Source organism: Sporosarcina sp. Y1004 (assembly GCF_057669665.1).
On the sequence record NZ_JBYHFQ010000007.1, the window covers coordinates 76,438 to 95,192 of the forward strand.

Below are 18,755 nucleotides of genomic sequence, written 5' to 3' on the forward strand. Positions count from 1 at the left end.
AAGATTGGAAATGGCTAAGTAGCAGAAGTGTTTCCATGATCATTCATACTCTCAGACAGCTCCGCAAAGACATCGGAAAGTGCTTCCGCATGCTTTTTCATTGAACCGACGGAAACATCGAACATTTTTGCAATATCTGCCTGCGTATAAAATGTATCTCCAAGCGCTCCATGGTCATAAGCAGTTTTAAAAACCGCCGCCGCAATAATTTCAGGCTTCCTAAAAACCACCTTCTCTTTTAACAGGTATGTAATGGCAATTAGTTTGATAAATTCATGGAATTCATTCGGTACATTGTGACGTTTTAATTCGCTCACAAGAATGACCATTACTTCCTGCTGTTCTGGAAACATTTCGTTCTCCACAATATCATCCATGTTAGAAACTTCCCGGTCTATAATTGCTTTGTAAATATCGAGCATATGCATTTTAAAGAATTCGTAACTGTTATCGGCTTCGCTCGTTTCCGCCATCGATCCAATACTTTGCGCAAAACTTCCATTCCTATCATAAATAAACGTCATTCCGTCTAAGATTAGGATCCCATTTTCATGCATTCTATTATCTGGTAGCACAACTCCGAATACAAGTAGATCCTTTTCAACTTTCATATCATTCGTAAGTGCAATGCGATAAGTCTGCTGCCCAAGTACTTCATCCACAAGGTAATGGTCCTCTTGGGTGTCTATCACTTTTCCAAAAAGCACAAATGGTTTTTCCCATGACTCAATCAGCAAACGTGTCACAGAACGAATCGGACTGTTTAGCACTTTAACCAAGTACCTATTCCACAAATCACGCCGGATCACGAACAGAAAATATTCAATAACCGATTGCTTGATTTTTCTAGGTTCCATCCTACCTCCAAGTTTGCTCATCCACTTTCTTTCATACCGTTCTAACTCCACATTATTCGCTCGGTCGTCCAGTTCGGTCGAAAAGAAAGTGATTAATATCCGATCAAGCTCTTCTTCGATAAGATCCCCACTGGAAAGTTCATTTTTCAACGCACAACATTTTTTATATTTTTTCCCACTACCGCATAGGCAGGGATCGTTACGACCAACCATTTGGCACACACCCTTTTTATTCTATTGTATCAAAAATAAAAATTGAAATGTGAGAAAATATTATCTATTTGGTACTTTCTGCATTAAGTTAGCATTCTTGTTTGTTTTGTTTGTTTTAAAAACTTACAAATGATTGCTGAACCCTAATAATTTTTCTGCATTTCTTCCAAAGGGTATCTATCATTGTCTAGTTAAATATCCTATTTAAGTGAATTCCGTCGATTGTGAATTTCTTATCCAACTTCTCATTTCCGTCCATTCCGTTGAAATCTAAATTGATATTTTCAATTCTCAAAAAACATCCCCGCTTTATTGTGTTTAGTTCTTTTCTAAACTGTTAGTACACATGAGGTGTTTTTTTACGTTTGTCTATATGTTTTAGTAGTAGGTTTTAATCAAGAAATACTCGTATTTACTACAGGTAACTTCACCATTTTTTCTATATCCATATCTCAATTACATTCCAGTTTTTAATATACCCCCCAGCCGAGTCTAATAATTTAGCTGGGGGTTCTCATGATATATTTAAATTGTATTGCTTGATATGCTGTCTTACACATAATAATATTATTGTTTAATATTCACAAATACACTTTTCACTTCTGTATAGTTCGCCAAGCCGTACTCTTCTCCCATTTCTCGACCAATACCGGATTGTTAGTAGCCACCGAACGGCATCGTTCCGATCTCGATACCGAAGTCGTTGATCTAGACTATTCCTGCTTATACCTTTTTCGCGACGTAATGTCCCGTTTTTATATTTTCTGTCCAGATACTTGTAGCAAGTCCATTACAAAGAGGCAATAAACAATAATACAACTAGATTTTTTTGATACAATTCTGGAAATTAGGGTGAGAATTAGTTAAAAATGCGCTTCTCCCATGACGAGGAAAGTGCGCTTTGCGGTGACTATTTGGTTAAATTGTACTGGTGACTTTTCCTCCGCTAATCCATCGTAGCTTCCTTCGTCCATCGTCACTCAGCCATGCCTAAAATCCCCCTATCAATTCACGATAGGGGGATTGATGATATATCCATATTAGAGTACTAACAAATAAGGTGATTCAATGTAGCTGACCAGGATTTCCAAGAACTTTGCGGCTGTTGCACCATCTACAATTTGATGGTCAAATGTTAAGCTAAGTGGAATTTTCCTGACCAATTTCACTTTCTCCTCGTCCGTTAAGACCAATTCATCCTGGAAGGATCCAATACCTAATATACCAGTTTCAGGTGCATTTAAAATTGGCGTAAAGTATTCGATTCCGCTGGCTCCTAGATTAGTGATGGTGAATGTCGAGCCGGAAAGCAAATCCCCGCCAACTTCTCCATTTCTAGCTTTCCCTGTTACTTCTTTAATTTCTTTTGCTAGACTACCAATTGTTTTTTGATGCGCATCCTTAATAACGGGAACCAACAAACCGTCTTCCAATGACGTTGCGATTCCTAGATGGACCTCATCAAACTCCGTCAATTGACCATCATGATAGATGGAATTCATTTTCTTCAACTCTTGTAGAGCCAGGACAGTTGCCTTAGCAATCAATACTGTCACTGTAAGTTTAATATCTAAATCATTCGTCTCTATTTCTTTCCTTACAACTCTCTGGAAATCGATTAAGTTATCTGCATTAGCTTTTCGATGTAGCGTTAATTGGGCTGTTTGCGCCAAACTCCCCCGCATATTGCGTGCAATCGCTTTTCGCATCGGGGAAAGCCCTTCGCCGACTCTTGTCAAATCAGCTGGTACAGCTTGGGTTGTACTTTCTGATGGAGTACCTGATTTGTAATTCAGCCCCTTTGCCACGGCACGTTGTATATCCAATTTTGTAATTCGGCCGTTACCGCCTGTCCCCGTAATTGAACCAATGTCGACATTCTCACCCTGAGCTATTTTTTTAGCTAATGGAGTAATAAAAATCCGTTCACTTGTCGTAGTCTTTCTTTCTGTGCTGTCCACTACCGCTGTACTAGCAATCTTAGCCGGCTTTTCAGAAACAATAGTCTTAATGGCAACAGGTTGATTAGCTTCCTGATCACCCGTGAAAGCAGTCTCCCCTTCCACTCCAATCACACCGATGGCAGCGCCTACGCTTAGTTCATCTTCAACTTCACCATGCTTGGTCAACAATACGCCATCTATTGGTGCTTCAATATCTTGGTTTAGCTTTTCTGAACTGATCGTTACAATAGCTTCGCCTTTTTCAACGGGATCCCCAACCTCTTTATACCATTCCATAATTGTGCCCTCTGTCATCGTCATCCCTAATTTAGGCATTACAATCGTTTCACTCATTGTCTCATTCACCCCCTAAATTGTTGGAACCTTTTTCAAGTCCTCGATTAATTCTGCCGCTACTTTCAACACTTTTTTCGCATCTGGAATATAGGCTTTTTCCAAGTTAGCCGCAAATGGAACCGGTGTATTTGGAGCACATACAGTTTTAATCGGCCCATCCAGATAATCAAATGCTTTATCCGCAACGACTGCAGCTATATCCGTAGCAGTATTGTTATGAGGATTCGATTCATCAATGATGATGAGCCTTCCGGTTTTTTCCACGGATTTCAGAACGGTTTCTTGATCCCATGGTGATATCGTTCTTAGATCAATCACCTCAACTGAAATGTCATCTTTCTCCAATGTTTCGGCAACTTCATGAGCCACATGAACCATTTTTCCAATTGCAACGATTGTCAGTTCTGACCCTTCTCTCGTCACATTGGCTTTACCGATTTCAACGGTGTAATACCCTTCTGGCACATCGCCTTTCATACCATAAAGCATCTTATCTTCCGAGAAGACGACGACATTATCTTCTTCAATCGCCGCCAACATCAAACCTTTTGCATCGTACGGATTGGACGGGACAACTACTTTCACGCCTGGAATGGACCCGAACATTCCATATAACGTTTGGGAATGTTGTGCAGCCGCACCCGCTCCAGCGCCATGCACCGTCCGGACGGTAAGAGGGATTTTCGCTTTCCCGCCAAACATATAGCGCATCTTCGCGCCTTGGTTTAAAATCGGATCCAAAGCAAATCCGATAAAGTCGTTAAACATCAATTCAGAAATAGGACGCAGACCTGTTGCAGCTGCACCAACCGCGGCACTGAAATATCCATGCTCTGCGATAGGTGTATCAATCACACGTTCCCGTCCAAATTCAGTCACCAAGCCTTTAGATAATCCGAAAACACCACCAAACGCATCATCATGGCGACCATCATCTTGAACTAAGTGATCTACTTCAGCACCGCCGGCAACGTCCGTCCCGATTAAAATAACTGTTTCGTCTTTTCGCATCGCTTGAGCCATTGCTTCGTTAATTGCAGTCATAAACGTAACTTTTCTTTTAGCCATTGAAATTCCTCCTTTTCTTATGCAAATATGTCCGTATACAGTGTGGATTCATCCGGTAATGGGCTTGCTTCCGCAAAAGCAGCCGCCTCTTGTATGGTTTGTTCAGCCCCCGCTTCAATCTCATCCGCTTGTTCTGCAGTCATCCAGCCATTGGCAATCGCTTTTTCACGGAACTCCGGAATCGGATCACGCTCCCGATTTGGATCCTCATCTGTTTTGTATTTTTGTTCATCTCCTTCAAAATGGCCATATTGACGGTACGTATCACATTCAATCAACGTAGGGCCTTGACCTGACTTAGCTCTTTCTATGGCATCTTTTGTCGCGTTATATACCGCTTCAATATCCATGCCATCCACACGTATACCTGGCATATTATAGGCGGGAGCTCTTTCGGCAACCGTTTCAGAAGCGCTCGCATATCTGAATGGTGTCCCTTCACCAAATTGATTGTTTTCACAAACAAAAATTACAGGTAATTTTAAAATGGAAGCAAGATTCAATCCCTCATGGAATGTGCCCTCGTTTGACGCACCATCTCCAAAGAAACAAACCGCTACATTGTCCCGTCCCAACGTCTTAATGGTAAGTGCCGCACCGGCAGCGATACCGAAACCACCGCCAACAATCCCGTTGGCCCCAAGCATCCCTTTACCAACATCGGCAACGTGCATGGAACCGCCTTTTCCGCCGCCCAGTCCATCCTTTTTGCCCATAATTTCAGCCATCATCCCTTTGATATCGCAACCTTTTGCAATGGCATGTCCATGACCGCGGTGCGTACTTGTGATATAATCTTCATCATCCAATAAAGCCATAACCCCGGTTGCAACAGCCTCTTCACCTGCGTACAGATGGACAAATCCCGGTATTAACCCTTTACCGAAAGTGCGGTGTACTTCATCTTCAAAAAAACGAATCTCATTCATTTTTTGATAAGCCCAAAGTGCTTCTTTCTGATTCATAATCAATTCCTCCTCTTTATGATGTCTACATGTGAATGGCTTGTTGGAATAACGCATTTGCGCTTTCCCCGATGGCTTCGGCCACAGACGGATGCGCTTGTACTAAACTAGCCAACTCATTCATCGTTCCTTCCGAGTGTTTGACAGCCAATAGTTCGCCAATCAATTCGGTTGCACCGGTTCCGACGATAACAGCCCCTAACATCTCCTGGTATTTCGTATCGGAGATAATTTTCACAAAACCTTCCGTTTCGCCCATGGCAATGGCTTTACCGTTTCCGGCTAGGAGAGATTTAGTTACTTTCACGTCATAGCCTGCGTCCTTCGCCTGTTCTTCGTTTAATCCAAAAGATGCGATTTCCGGATGTGTATATACGCATCTGGGAATTTCCGTCTGATCCAGTGGTTTAGGCGTCATTCCACTCATTGCTTGTACTGCAATGAGTCCTTCCGCGCTCGCTGCGTGGGCCAATTGATAGCCTCCAATCAAGTCGCCTATCGCATACACGTGTTTTTGACTCGTTTCATAAAACTCATTGACTGCAACGAACTGATCAGCCTCATCCATTTGAAGGTCCAGCTCCTGAGCCGCCTCCGCATTCGGTTTTCTTCCGGTTGCAACCAACAGCTTGTTATATGCTATTTCTCGATTCGCTATGACTATCTTGCCTTTCTTCACTTCTTGTATTTCGGCGTTTGTGATGGTCTCAATGTTTTTCTTTCTCAACTGATCTTTAATGATTTTTCGTGCATCAAGATCTTCGGTTAACAGGATGTCAGTGGCAACTTCGATAATTGTCACCTTTGTTCCTAACGGAGCCATCGCAAAAGCCAGTTCTACCGAAATGACACCGCCCCCAATAATGACTAGAGATTCCGGTAGTTCTTTCAAGTCAAAGAATGAATCCGTCGTCATGTAGTCGACCTGATCCAACCCTTGTATGGGCGGGACGAAAGGCGTGCTCCCTGTTGCCAATAAAATATCTTGCCCCTTAATTTTTTCATCACCGATTGAAACGACCAATTCTTTAGTTATTGAAGCTGTTCCCTGAAACAACGTGATATCTTTTTTCTTCAGTAAATAATCCACACCAGTAGCCAACGTTTTGACCACTTGATCCTTCCGCTGCATAAGTTTCGGAAAATCAATGGATAGTTCTCCGGTATTAATTCCCCACTCATTTGCCCGCTTAATTTCCTCAACCATCTCACTATGTTTCAGTAGCGTTTTAGATGGAATGCAACCGACATTCAGACAGGCTCCGCCAATCTTTTCTTTCTCGACGATTGCGACTGTTTTTCCTTGTTGAGCGGCACGAATAGCGGACACATAGCCGCCAGGTCCTGCACCGATTACGATAACATCAAAGTTCTTCATATGTTTTCATCACCTTGCTTCCTTCTTGTCACACTATTTTAATTCTTTGTTCCAAATCCATTGGCTTACCAACATCCGTCTGAATAAATCCCCTCTCACTTCCTTTGCTAAGGCAATAATGATCTTCCCTATCCCTATTGCTGGAAGCTGTACTTTGATACATGAATAGATAATGCAAGATGCATGCCAAACTTTTTAATTAGTCAGAATGTTGATTTGACAGCAAGATAGATTTATTTGTTTTGTTTCATGCAAGATTTCACTGTTCCAATGAGACAATAAGTGTCTCATTGTCTCACCGCATAACAAAAGCCCCAACTTGAAATCCTCTCTGGTGAGAAGGTTTCTGTTTGGGGCTTTCGTGAAATAAAATCGCTTTACTATTTATCCATCCATTGTCCATCGGTCAGCTGATACTGTTTGATTTTTCGGTACATGGTAGCACGGGAAACACCAAGTGTTTTTGCCGCGCTAGTGACGTTTCCATTTTCTGCTTTCATCGCTTCGATCAACTGCTCTTTTTCTGTCTCTATTGGATAGACAGTTTTTTCTAGTAGTTCTGGAGGTAAATCGTTGGGATATAAACAATCTCCTTCCATATTAAAAAGTGCTTGTTGGATGACATTTTTTAATTCTCTTATGTTTCCCAGCCATGTGTAGTCTGTCAGGCATTTCATTGTTTCGGGATGTATGAAAGTGTCATATTTGCCGAACTGACCACTCATTTTTTTTATGAAATTATTGGCCAATGTAGGAATGTCAGCAATTCTTTCGCGCAAAGCTGGAATTCGTAATTGGATTACGCGTAATCGATACAATAAATCATTGCGGAATTCGCCCTTTGCGACGGCTTCCGTTAAATCTTTGTGCGTAGCCGCGATAACTCGTACATCAATCGGTATCGCTTTGTCCCCGCCTATTCGTGTGACGACGCGCTCTTCTAATATACGGAGCAGATGGACTTGTAAATCTAATGGCATATCCCCGATTTCATCAAGAAAAATCGTTCCTCCATTTGCCATTTCAAATTTCCCGGGACTCCCTTTTGATTTGGCACCGGTGAAAGCACCTGATTCATAACCAGATAATTCACTTTCAAATAAACCATGCGGTATTGCACCGCAGTTGATGGCTACAAAAGGTTTACCGCTTCGATCACTGGCCTGATGGATCGCCTGCGCAAAAACTTCTTTTCCCGTACCTGTTTCCCCCGATAGAAAAAGGGTGGACTCGATGATGGATGCTTTCCGTGCCTTCTTCACTACGTCTAAAAACTCCGGAGAAGATCCGACCATGTCTTCAAACGCATAACGTGTAGATGTCGACTTCGGTATGTTTTTCGTGTTGGGGGTTTTCATCTTCAGAGAGTATGATGTTGAACTTTCCTTCAAATAAATGACGGCTCCCAAGTGCTCATCTTGAAAGGTGACGGGATATATGGAGCAAAGGAAATTCCTTTTTCCCTCATTGTCACTCACTTCTTCTCTAGTAATTTTTTGTCCACTTTGCAAGACGCAGTCCACGAGTTTTTCTAATCCAGAAAGGCTATTCACGGATTGCATCCCACATAAACTTAAAAGCGTCTGGGCTGTCGCATTTTTTCTCACAATATTTTTACCGCCATCCACTACAACGACAGCATCTTCCACACCCTCCAGCGCTGTAGTCAAATACAAGTTATCACGCAATGTATGTTCGTAAAAGTGTCGAACAATGGAATGGGCAATATTTTGCGCTTCTGAAATAACAAGCCCGACCGTGTGCTGATGCACCTGATTATTGGACCCTGCGATATTAACGATTCCTAGAAGTTCATTTGTAAAGGGAGCCAAAATAGGGGAAGCTGCGCAATACCATTCATGATTTTTTTCGCAAAAGTGCTCCGAAAAAAATACTTGGGCAGACTGTTTCGTTTTCAGAGCTACCCCAACTGCATTTGTTCCCGCAGACTTTTCACTCCAAGTTCCTCCATCGAAAATATTTAATATCTCCGCCTTTTTCATTGTGTTTTTTTCACCTTTCGAATATAAGATCGTACCTTGTTTATCCGTAATCGAAAGCATCGTTTTAGAGTCATTTAGGAGATCAGTCAAACTTTCTATTTTAGGGGAAGCGAACGACAGTAACTGTTCGTTTCTCTCGAGACGATTGTTCAAATCGTTCCGGTCGATAATTTCATCAATCTTATTTTGAAAAGGATTGACACCCAGTTTCTTAGAACTCGTCCATGAATCAAAAATTTCAGTTCGCATGCCTCCCTCAGCATACTGCCCCATTTCCTGATAACGTTTCCATGCAAATTTAGTCGTAAGGTTAAAATCTTGAGATTTACCGATAGCTCTTCTAAGTATCTGATTCATCATTACCCCTCCAAGACTATTTTTATTTCTATTCTTTCGCGCATTTACTACTGTGACTATTCTGATTATTATACCATAAAAGAATATCATACTCTTTCGTCTTTTTTGCTTTGGAATTTTGTCTAAATTGACTTGGTCACAGTTGCCAAATCAATCCCCACCCCTCTGTACAATTACTTCAACACTAAAAAACACCGTAAACCTATCGACATATAGTCGAATGGGTTTACGGCGTTTTTGTTTATTCTCAATCAAAAAATCCACTATGCAGGATTCATCTGTTCTTCATCTGATACCCCCCTTACCTCGAAGTCCTTATGTATTGATTATACCTCCTATTATATCAACTCACAGCTTAGAAAACTAATAGTTATTTGATTACTCGGTTAACTGATTAAGAACAGATTTTTATTCATATTTGTATTAATATATACTAGCTGACCCCGAAATAAAAAAGCGACCGCACCTCTTTGTATAGAGGAACGGTCCTGTGTCTCATTATATAAGCGGTTATATCAGAGCTTATTTAAATGGTATTTTCATTGCTTCAGCCATCAGTTTTGGGAAATCTGTATTTTCGATTAGTCCTGCAAATTTATGGGCTTGTGGGCCGTAAGCGTAAACAGGGATATCTGTGCCAGTATGTCCAGTGTGCGACCAACCAACTAGTGCATGCTTGGAAATGATTGAGTTAATCTGGAATGCTGGATTGCTTGCTTGTTTGATTTGTTTAATTTCAGTTTCTGATAATGTCATGCCCGTATATTCCAATACGATTTCTTTAATATTACTTTTTTCTTCATTTAATTGTGATGCCATGAAATCGCCTGTTGCTGTCACATCTTTAAGGATTTCCAAATTGACATCTGATCCTCCGTAACCGCCGACAGACATACCACCAGTGTCATGGTCACCTGCGATGACGACTAACGTTTTCTTATCTTTTTTCGCAAAATCCAGTGCAGCTTCTACTGCATTTTCAAACGCTTCAGTGTCTTTCATCGCCCATGCTGCATCATTATCATGACCAGCCCAATCGATTTGACTACCTTCAACCATTAAAAAGAAACCATCTTTATCATTACTTAAAACGTCGATAGCTGCTGATGTCATTTCTTGCAAGCTTGGCTCATCAGTCGTCTCACGGTCCAATTCGGGGGATAAACTATCCTCCGCAAAAAGACCGATTAATTTATTCGTTTTCTTTACATTCGTTAAGGATTGCTTCTCGGACACAATTTTATAACCATCTTGTTTTGCTTTATTTAATAAATCATCACTAAAATATTTTTTACCCCCGCCTAGAATAACATCAACATCACTTTGAAGGAGTTGTGGTGCAATGTCTTTTTCATTGGCGCGTGTTTCAACATGTGAACCAAACACTGCAGGTGTGGCATGAGTAATCGTTGAAGTTGCGACCAATCCCGAAGATTTCCCGCTCTTTTCAGCAGCTTGTAAAATCGTTTCGAGTTTATTGCCAGCCGGATCCATGCTAATTACCCCATTGTTCGTTTTCGCTCCGGTTGCCATTGCAGTTCCAGCCGCGGCAGAATCTGTCACTGCCGAGTTTGCGGAATATGTCCTGTGCATACCAACGAGATGTGGATCCATTACCGATTCTTCCCCTTTATACAATCGATAATTTGTCGCATACGAACTGGAGTATCCATCTGGAATCATAAAAATGATGTTCTCTACTTTTTTATTCGATTCTGGAATTTTTGCTTCAGCGGGTTGCAGTGATGTGATTCCCGCAAAACTTCCTACAGTAAAACTCCCAGCAATCGCAATGATCATCATCTTTTTCTTCAACGTTTTCTTCAATTAAACTCCTCCTTCGAAGTATCTTACAGTTTAACTTTATCTCTGGTTTGTTAACGTGGTATTAAGCTAGTGTGTCTATAGTGTTAATCTTCATTGTATTGAACTAGCTAAACTTTAGGTGTAATCTATGAACAAAGTTAAAACAAAAAATCAGCCATTCACGCAGATGGCTGATCGTTTGTATTGCTATATAGGGAACGATAAAATGACGTTAACTAGTGGATGCACGATAAGTTAGATTTTCACTGTATACAAATGCTTCACTAATTCACGGTTTTTAGCTTTAAAAATGTCATTATGCGAAGAGACCATTCCCTGTCCATACGCATCTGGATTAATATATTGCTTCGCTTTATTCACTGCATTTGCCGCATCTTGAAACGCCCCTGCGATTAAATGAAGCTTTCCTTCGTGATTCAATATATCTCCCGCTGCATATAGTCCTGAAACTGATGTTTCACTCATAGGATTACCTGAAACACTGTATTCATCTGCCATTTCAATAGTTAATCCACTCGATGAGGTCAAGTCTTTATCACGATCATAGCCATGATTAATAATCACTTCATCAACAGACAACTGAATCTTATTGCCATCTTCTCCACTAACTAACTCTACCTTTTCAATGGTTTCATGGTCACTTGCTGCAATGAGTTTTTGGATCGATGTATTCAATAAGCACTCGACAGAACTATTAAATAGCCGCGATACTTCTGCCTCATGCCCTTTCAACATGTCTTTACGATAAGTTAAGTAAACTTTTTTCGCAATCGGTTCCAATTCATTCGCCCAGTCAACGGCAGCATTGCCGCCTCCCGATATCAATACGGTTTTCCCTTTAAAACGTGCAAGTGATTTTACTGTATAATGCAAATTTGAAACCTCAAAACGTTCAGCACCTTCAATTTCCAATTTTGTTGGTTTCAAGATTCCCCCACCAACAGCTAAAATGACGGTTTTAGATAAATGCTTTTGGTTCGTAGATGTCTGAATAACAAAGTTGCCTTTGTCATCTTTGTTAATCGACGTCACTTTTTCACCTAATACTAGCTCTGGCTCAAAAGTCAGTCCTTGCTGAACGACTTGTTCAATTAGACGTTCACCTGAAACAGGTGTAAGCCCTCCTATATCCCAAATCATTTTTTCCGGATAGACATGCACTTTTCCGCCTAAATAAGGTTGGAATTCGATGATTTTTGTTTTCATTTCCCGTAAACCACTGTAAAAAGCGGAATAAAGTCCTGCTGGGCCACCGCCAATAATCGTTACATCATACAGCTGTTCTGAATTCATCATCAAAGCTCCTTTTATAGTTAGTATTTATTACTTCGTTCAATGAGCATGTCTACAAACAAATCAATTTGCTCATAAATTGCGATCGGATCATATCGGTAATACGTATCAAAATCATTGTAAAACACTTGATTATTCTTCATTGCGTCCAATCCTTGCCAAATAGACGAGTCCTTCAAGTTATTTAAGGCCTCTCCTTTTTTCTCAGGATCATAAGTCGTCAAAAACATATAGTCTGCAGCGTACTCAGGTAATACTTCCATTGACAGCTGAAGTGTTTGTTCTTCATTTTTATTTTTATGTGGCATGTTAAGTTCTAACGCATTATATAGGGCTTGTCCCCCGCGTCCTGCATTATCTCCAAAGATCCATAGTTCACCTTTATCCGTTAATTCATAAATACCAAATGTTGCATCCGCATCTATGATCGTTGAAAGTTTTTCTCTTCCCTCTTTTGCTTTCTGATCAAATTTGGTGATGAAGTTCTCTGCTTCCTCATGATTACCCGTAATATCTCCAAATAATTTGATCGTTTCTTGAATATTAGTTGCCGTTCCATATGGAATATGAATTGTTGGTGCAATTTCTGAAAGTTGTTCGTAATTTTCATCATACATAACAACAATTAAATCCGGTTCCAGCTCCAACACTTTTTCAACATTTACCGGCTGACCAATCTCGACAGCATCCTTTAGTAAATCCTTGATGAATGGATTGTCGAAGGCAGTTGGCTCGACACCTACTACATTCCCTCCGACAGAAAGCAACTCTCCACCATAAAAGTCAGTCACAATTCGTAATGGTTTTTCAGGGATTTCAATCGGTCCTTTAACTGTGTCAAACGTCCGATTCTCCACGATTTGTTGCTCTGCATCTGTTTCTTCTATTTCCTTCTCTGTCGATTTATCTTGTTCGGCACTTCCAGCAGAGCATGCACCCAGTATCAAAATGAGGCACAGTGATAATGTGATTCTCATGATTTCATTTAATTGTTGAAGCATTTCTCACATCCCCCTTTGTTGATAACGATTTTCATTCTCAATGATAAATTAAAAAAATTTATTCAACTAGATGATTATATTCTCCTCTAAACGAATTTTATTTAGTAAGCGATTCCACAACGCCATCAATAATTTGAGTATTAGCGATTGGTCCTGAATATAACCAGCTAGTCTCAGCGTCATATTCATAAATATGGTCATTTTTCACCGCGGGTATGTTTTTCCATACTGGATCCTGTAACATTTCTGCGCCATTTCCTTTATCACTATTGATCAAGAAGATATGATCTGCATCTAATTCAGCTAATCGTTCCAAGGAAATCTCCGACCAATTTCCTGTAGCGCTGCTTGAAATTTCTTTGACTACATTTGGAGTTGAAAGTCCAAGATCACCGTATAAAACAGCTCCACTGGATACATTATCGCTAACTATAAAGAATGTATTATTTACGAGCCAAATGGCAGCAGCTGATTCCTTACCAATTGAGTCCTGTATGATTTCTTTTGAATCCGTTGCTTTTTTTTCATATTCTTCTAATACCTGTTTTGCCTCATCCGTTTTCTCGAAAATCTCGCCTACTTTTAATAGTTTATCGCGCCAATCACTGTTATTCTCTACTTCAAGCACATATGTAGGCGCAATTTTTGAATACTGCTCGTATTTTCCCCCTTCCACAGCTTCGGCAGAACTCATAACGAGTAAATCCGGTGAAAAGCTGGTCACGACTTCAAATGGAAGGTCATGCGGAATTGTCGGTACGTCTTTTAAATAATCTTGTAAATAATTTTGAATCGATGCGCCGTCATTCACTGTCCACTGCGCAAGAGGCGTTATTCCGAGTGCTACTAAATTATCTTCTAAATAAGAAGCAATAATACGCTCAGGTTTTGCAGGAATCGTCACTTCATGCCCCATTGCATCTGTTAGTATACGTTCCGATGAAAGTTCTTCAGTTACCTGTTCTGTTTCGTTATCTTTGGTTTTTACACCATTTTCACTAGCATCGCCACACCCTGCCAAAGACAGTGATAGTACTAAAAAACTAGACATGATTACAGTTCTTTTTTTATTAGTTAACATCCATTCATTCTCCTATTATTCGTTTTTTGTCAAAAAAATAATAATCCTAAAGGGTACAAGAACTTCATAAATTTTATTACAGATGATGGCTCGGTTATATCAATCTTTCAAGCGCGATAGGAGGTAAAGGAAGTACGGCGCCCCAATCACAGCGACGACAATCCCAGCTGGAATTTCTGATGGCTGCAGTATAAAGCGACCAAGCGTATCCGCAACAAGGACCAACAACCCCCCAGTTAATGCTGAAGCTGGGATTAAATATTGATGTCTAGATCCAACTAGTTGACGGGCCAAGTGAGGACCAATCAGCCCTACAAAACCGATACCACCACTAACTGACACGCTAGCTCCCGCTAAGCCGACTGCTGCAGCCAGTAATATACGCCGCTCCTTCTCAATCGATGCACCTAAGCCAGTAGCTGTTAAGTCCCCTAAATTCAGCACGTTCAATACACGTGCTTTCATAAATACAAATGGAATTAAAACGAGGATCCATGGCAACAGAGCCAATACAAACTTCCAATTTGACCCCCAGATACTGCCCGCCAACCAAGTAGCAACAAATTGATAATTCTCTGGATCTAAGCGTAGTGTTAAAACAATCATGACCGAACTAATACCCGCTGCAACTGCCACACCCGTGAGCAGTAACCGCATAGGTGAAATTCCCTCATGTCGTTTATAGGCTAACGAATAAATGATCACTGCTGTTATGCCTGCACCTAAAAACGCTAAGACAGGTAGTATAAAGACAGGTGTTGCAGTAGTTGATGGATAAAAAGATATAAATAACATGACAGCTAGGCCTGCACCTGCGTTGATTCCTAATATGCCTGGATCGGCCAAAGCATTGCGCGATATCCCTTGTAACACACAGCCCGATACCGCCAGCCCCATCCCTACCAATACCGCAATAACTATACGGGGTAATCGAAACTCAAATAGAATTAGGTGTTGTTTATCCGTTCCGAATCCAAATAGCGTTCGAATCACTTCAAGCGGTGTCAATCTTATAAATCCCGTATTCATGCTAATCATGAACGCAACAACAATGAGCAGTCCAAGAACACCGATGATTATATGATTTTTAGTATTGGCCCTTTCTTGATTATTCGCCTTATTAATCTTTTCGTTCATAGTTCTTTTCCTCCTTTTCGTGCAAGATACAGGAAGAATGGTACTCCAATTAAAGCAATCAATGCGCCAATTGGGGTTTCATATGGAGGATTAATCATTCGTGCTCCGAGATCAGCTAAAACAACTAAAAGACCACCAAGCACAATGGAACAAGGAATAATCCAACGATAATCATGACCAACTAGAAAACGAGTAAGATGAGGAACGATTAAACCAACAAAACCAACGGCTCCTACTACAGAAACAGCAATTCCAGCTAGAATTAGCACGATAATCATCCCAGCAAGTTTAATGGTCTTTGTTCGTTGACCTAGCCCAATCGCCACTTCTTCTCCAAGACTTAAGAGTGTGATTGAACGTGAAAGAATCAGTGCACCGATCATCGCAACGATAATCCATGGGGACATGATTTGAAGATGAACCCATTTCGTACCCGATACACCGCCAGCATACCAAAAGGCTAAATCTTGCCCAATACGAAAATAAAGTGCAACGCCTTCGCTGAGTGCTCCAAACAAAGCACTTACTGCAGCTCCAGCAAGGACAAGTCGCATCGGAGTCAACCCGCCTCGTGACATCGAACCGACTCCGTACACGATTCCAACTCCTACACCAGCACCTAAAAAGGAAAACATGATTAAGTACAGATATGGCAGGCCGGGTGCAAAAGCAAAACAGAGTGCGAGCATAAATGCAGCACCGGCATTCAGGCCCAAAAGACCGGAATCCGCTAGTGGATTTCGAGTCATCCCCTGCATTAGTGCACCAGCTACAGCAAAACATGATCCAACGATTGCTGCACCAAGAACGCGCGGCAGACGTATTTCTCGGATAATTTGATGCTGTGTTAAATCAGGGTTAAATTGAAACACAGCCGTCCAAACAGTCGCTAATTTTATGTCCGCAGCTCCAAATGAAATGGAAAGGCCAATCGCAATTAGTAATGCAACAATACCTCCGCACAAAACAACTACCGCCACAACGGGATGTGAGTGTTTCTTGATTTCTATTAATTTTTCTATCTCGGCAGAAGCCTCCGCTGAAGTAGACATACATTTCCTCCCCACAACAAACTTCCAAACGGTATACCTTATTGAGAAAAAAGGTTACCGTTCCTTCTGACACAATTGATACGATAGACAAATTGGATTTTCACTAAATGGACAAGTTGTAATCCTAGCGTCTATGTTAAATACTAGCTGTAAATTAGAGCAAGTCATCACTTCTTCTGGTGTCCCCTCCTTCATCAATGTGCCATCTTTCATGGCAATCAGATAATCAGAAAAACGGGATGCATGGTTCAAATCGTGAAGCACCATGACAATCGTCCGACCTTCCTCCTTATTAAGTCGCTGTAAGAGAAGTAGAATATCCAGTTGATGTGCTAAATCTAAATATGTAGTTGGCTCGTCGAGAATTAAAATTTCAGTGTCCTGCGCAAGCGCCATCGCAATCCACACGCGTTGCCTTTGTCCGCCTGATAATGCTTCAACAGGTCGATCCTTAAACTCATTTAACCCGGTTACTTCAATTGCCCAATAAATATACTCATGATCTTCTTTTTTTAATGAACCGAATCCATTTTGATGTGGGAAACGGCCGTAGGAAACCAATTCAAATACAGTAAGCCCACCTGGTGCATTCGCCGATTGCGGCAAAATCGCCATCTTCTTAGCAACTTCTCTCGTTTCTAACTGATGGATTGCACGTCCGTCAAGATAGACGCCACCGCTTTTTGTTTTCAGCACGCGCGATATAGCTTTTAATAATGTAGATTTCCCACAACCATTGGGCCCAATAATCGTAGTTATCTTTTTTTCAGGAATAGAGACACTTAAATCATCTATTATTAGTGTGTTTGAGTAACCAATCGCAACTTGATTTACTGTAATCGCTGACATGTACTGTACTTCCTCTCCTACTAATAATCGTATCGATTGATTAAGGTTTCGTTCCTTCTATTATATTTCTTAGTATCTACTTTTAACTGATAACGATTATCAATCTCATTTATATACTAGGTTCTTTTTAGAAGACTGTCAACAGTTTGCTGGAGTTAAAGTGAGATTTTTTTACTGGACAATCTTTCATCGCCATTTTAACTGGAGTATTTCCCGTCCGCACTCGGCGAATTAATTACGACTGTTATACCGAGGGGGGAGTATGGCAAGAAGTGACTCCGTCACTTCTTGCCACACCTTTTTCGGTTATCTTGTTGTGATTAATTGCCTGCCGCGTACCTACAATCTTCAAGTGAAAAATGCAGTTTCTTTGAGAGAAAAGAATAGATGGCTTTCTATAGAGTTTGTAAGTGCCCGAAGATGAAATTTCGGGCACTCTAGCACGTTGTACAAAGCATACTTTAGGAAAGATTATGTGATGCTTTAGAAGAAAGTGACTCTTCCCTAGAAAGAATGTAGAGAGGCGATAGTAGAAGGATTGAGCTGCCAAAATTGTATCTTTGGAAGCTTATCTCTATATGAGTTCCAATCTATTCTTTCGTCCCAAAAAGCTTCGGCACTTTTTGCAATTCTGCCTTTGGAGAGCGACGGATGAACAAACACTATTAGATTACCGAAAAAATCAGCAGGGATGCGACGAAGTCGCATCCCTGCTGATTAAGACATCTCGATAATGGTATAGAAGTTTGTTCAATTCAAAGCGTTTCAAAGCAACTATACACGTAGCGCGCAGTGTGTTATCAAGTTACTTAGTGGTTATTTTTAGTCACTTGACAAGCGTGTTGTGTTTTTTCTAATAAAAACAAGGATATCTATGCCGTATCGGCAAGGATATCCTTATTTAATATATAATTTTTCCATATCAAATCTTATGTGTGATGGTGTCGGCGGGAGTCTACCCCCACATCTTACTTGGTTTGATTATTTTATGATGAAAAAGCTTCACCTGTTTTTGCCATGTTGCGAAATGGAAATTTTATTTCAAAATTCACTGCACTCATAATGATTTTTTATTAGTTAGCTTATCTTTCAACTCGCCAATCTTATCTCGTGCCTGCCCTTTATACTTGTCAACTTTGTCACTATCCATTGCAGCACCGATCTTGTCTTTCACTTCACCAAGTTTATCCTGCGCTTGCCCTTTATACTTGTCAACCTTGTCACTATCCATTGCTGTATCGACTTTATCTTTGGCTTTGTTAACAGCACCTTTTACTTTGTCGGAAAAATTGTTGAACATACTAAAACCCCCACTGTCTTGTTTATTTAACTATATACCTGACGTCCATTTTAGTAAATTCTAAAGGAACTCCG

Annotated in this window: 14 protein-coding genes and 1 pseudogene; all 15 read right to left on the reverse strand. The window is 40.7% G+C overall.

The window, feature by feature from the left end:
• Positions 1 to 14: 14 nt before the first annotated feature.
• The gene (locus tag AC25Y6_RS07205; RefSeq protein ID WP_488142496.1) at positions 15 to 1,070 is read right to left on the reverse strand and encodes an SEC-C metal-binding domain-containing protein; all 1,056 of its coding nucleotides are present in this window, start codon (positions 1,068 to 1,070) and stop codon (positions 15 to 17) included.
• A gap of 567 nt (positions 1,071 to 1,637) precedes the next feature.
• A pseudogene (locus tag AC25Y6_RS07210) lies at positions 1,638 to 1,859 on the reverse strand (aldehyde dehydrogenase family protein); the annotation flags it as partial.
• Between the two features lie 251 nt (positions 1,860 to 2,110).
• Positions 2,111 to 3,367, reverse strand: coding sequence for a dihydrolipoamide acetyltransferase family protein (locus tag AC25Y6_RS07215; protein ID WP_488142497.1), 1,257 nt, complete (start codon positions 3,365 to 3,367; stop codon positions 2,111 to 2,113).
• 15 nt (positions 3,368 to 3,382) lie between these two features.
• Positions 3,383 to 4,438 (reverse strand): alpha-ketoacid dehydrogenase subunit beta, encoded by a 1,056-nt coding sequence (locus AC25Y6_RS07220; protein ID WP_488142498.1) that lies wholly within the window; start codon positions 4,436 to 4,438, stop codon positions 3,383 to 3,385.
• A gap of 17 nt (positions 4,439 to 4,455) precedes the next feature.
• Complete coding sequence (locus tag AC25Y6_RS07225) at positions 4,456 to 5,409, reverse strand: thiamine pyrophosphate-dependent dehydrogenase E1 component subunit alpha (RefSeq protein ID WP_488142561.1); 954 nt, start codon at positions 5,407 to 5,409, stop codon at positions 4,456 to 4,458.
• A gap of 19 nt (positions 5,410 to 5,428) precedes the next feature.
• Positions 5,429 to 6,781: a dihydrolipoyl dehydrogenase gene (lpdA, locus tag AC25Y6_RS07230; protein ID WP_488142499.1), complete on the reverse strand. Its 1,353-nt coding sequence runs from the start codon at positions 6,779 to 6,781 to the stop codon at positions 5,429 to 5,431.
• 380 nt (positions 6,782 to 7,161) lie between these two features.
• The gene (locus AC25Y6_RS07235; RefSeq protein WP_488142500.1) at positions 7,162 to 9,141 is read right to left on the reverse strand and encodes a sigma-54-dependent Fis family transcriptional regulator; all 1,980 of its coding nucleotides are present in this window, start codon (positions 9,139 to 9,141) and stop codon (positions 7,162 to 7,164) included.
• A gap of 522 nt (positions 9,142 to 9,663) precedes the next feature.
• Positions 9,664 to 10,968, reverse strand: a complete 1,305-nt coding sequence (locus AC25Y6_RS07240; protein WP_488142501.1) for an alkaline phosphatase — start codon at positions 10,966 to 10,968, stop codon at positions 9,664 to 9,666.
• Between the two features lie 234 nt (positions 10,969 to 11,202).
• A complete protein-coding gene (locus AC25Y6_RS07245) occupies positions 11,203 to 12,261 on the reverse strand; it encodes an NAD(P)/FAD-dependent oxidoreductase (RefSeq protein ID WP_488142502.1) in 1,059 nt (352 codons plus the stop codon).
• Positions 12,262 to 12,281: 20 nt separating this feature from the next.
• Positions 12,282 to 13,262 (reverse strand): iron-hydroxamate ABC transporter substrate-binding protein, encoded by a 981-nt coding sequence (locus AC25Y6_RS07250; protein WP_488142503.1) that lies wholly within the window; start codon positions 13,260 to 13,262, stop codon positions 12,282 to 12,284.
• A 97-nt stretch (positions 13,263 to 13,359) separates the two neighbouring features.
• Complete coding sequence (locus tag AC25Y6_RS07255) at positions 13,360 to 14,343, reverse strand: iron-hydroxamate ABC transporter substrate-binding protein (RefSeq protein ID WP_488142504.1); 984 nt, start codon at positions 14,341 to 14,343, stop codon at positions 13,360 to 13,362.
• 99 nt (positions 14,344 to 14,442) lie between these two features.
• Positions 14,443 to 15,480, reverse strand: a complete 1,038-nt coding sequence (locus tag AC25Y6_RS07260) for a FecCD family ABC transporter permease (protein ID WP_488142505.1) — start codon at positions 15,478 to 15,480, stop codon at positions 14,443 to 14,445.
• On the reverse strand, positions 15,477 to 16,532 hold the full coding sequence (locus AC25Y6_RS07265; protein ID WP_488142506.1) for a FecCD family ABC transporter permease: 1,056 nt from the start codon (positions 16,530 to 16,532) through the stop codon (positions 15,477 to 15,479). Before AC25Y6_RS07265 ends, AC25Y6_RS07260 begins: the two co-directional genes overlap by 4 nt.
• Positions 16,533 to 16,586: 54 nt before the next feature.
• Positions 16,587 to 17,381 (reverse strand): ABC transporter ATP-binding protein, encoded by a 795-nt coding sequence (locus tag AC25Y6_RS07270; RefSeq protein WP_488142507.1) that lies wholly within the window; start codon positions 17,379 to 17,381, stop codon positions 16,587 to 16,589.
• Positions 17,382 to 18,438: 1,057 nt separating this feature from the next.
• Positions 18,439 to 18,681 carry a hypothetical protein gene (locus AC25Y6_RS07275; protein WP_482104583.1) on the reverse strand — a complete coding sequence of 81 codons (243 nt, stop codon included), beginning with the start codon at positions 18,679 to 18,681 and terminating at the stop codon, positions 18,439 to 18,441.
• Positions 18,682 to 18,755: the final 74 nt, after the last annotated feature.

Bases quoted from the DNA above. Each gene is read 5' to 3' on its own strand.
- AC25Y6_RS07215 (WP_488142497.1), bottom strand. From the start codon at position 3,367: ATGAGTGAAACGATTGTAATGCCTAAATTAGGGATGACGATGACAGAG.
- lpdA (WP_488142499.1), bottom strand. From the start codon at position 6,781: ATGAAGAACTTTGATGTTATCGTAATCGGTGCAGGACCTGGCGGCTAT.
- AC25Y6_RS07235 (WP_488142500.1), bottom strand. From the start codon at position 9,141: ATGAATCAGATACTTAGAAGAGCTATCGGTAAATCTCAAGATTTTAAC.
- AC25Y6_RS07250 (WP_488142503.1), bottom strand. From the start codon at position 13,262: ATGCTTCAACAATTAAATGAAATCATGAGAATCACATTATCACTGTGC.
- AC25Y6_RS07275 (WP_482104583.1), bottom strand. From the start codon at position 18,681: ATGTTCAACAATTTTTCCGACAAAGTAAAAGGTGCTGTTAACAAAGCC.
- AC25Y6_RS07220 (WP_488142498.1), bottom strand. From the start codon at position 4,438: ATGGCTAAAAGAAAAGTTACGTTTATGACTGCAATTAACGAAGCAATG.
- AC25Y6_RS07260 (WP_488142505.1), bottom strand. From the start codon at position 15,480: ATGAACGAAAAGATTAATAAGGCGAATAATCAAGAAAGGGCCAATACT.
- AC25Y6_RS07205 (WP_488142496.1), bottom strand. From the start codon at position 1,070: ATGGTTGGTCGTAACGATCCCTGCCTATGCGGTAGTGGGAAAAAATAT.
- AC25Y6_RS07245 (WP_488142502.1), bottom strand. From the start codon at position 12,261: ATGAATTCAGAACAGCTGTATGATGTAACGATTATTGGCGGTGGCCCA.
- AC25Y6_RS07255 (WP_488142504.1), bottom strand. From the start codon at position 14,343: ATGTTAACTAATAAAAAAAGAACTGTAATCATGTCTAGTTTTTTAGTA.
- AC25Y6_RS07270 (WP_488142507.1), bottom strand. From the start codon at position 17,381: ATGTCAGCGATTACAGTAAATCAAGTTGCGATTGGTTACTCAAACACA.
- AC25Y6_RS07265 (WP_488142506.1), bottom strand. From the start codon at position 16,532: ATGTCTACTTCAGCGGAGGCTTCTGCCGAGATAGAAAAATTAATAGAA.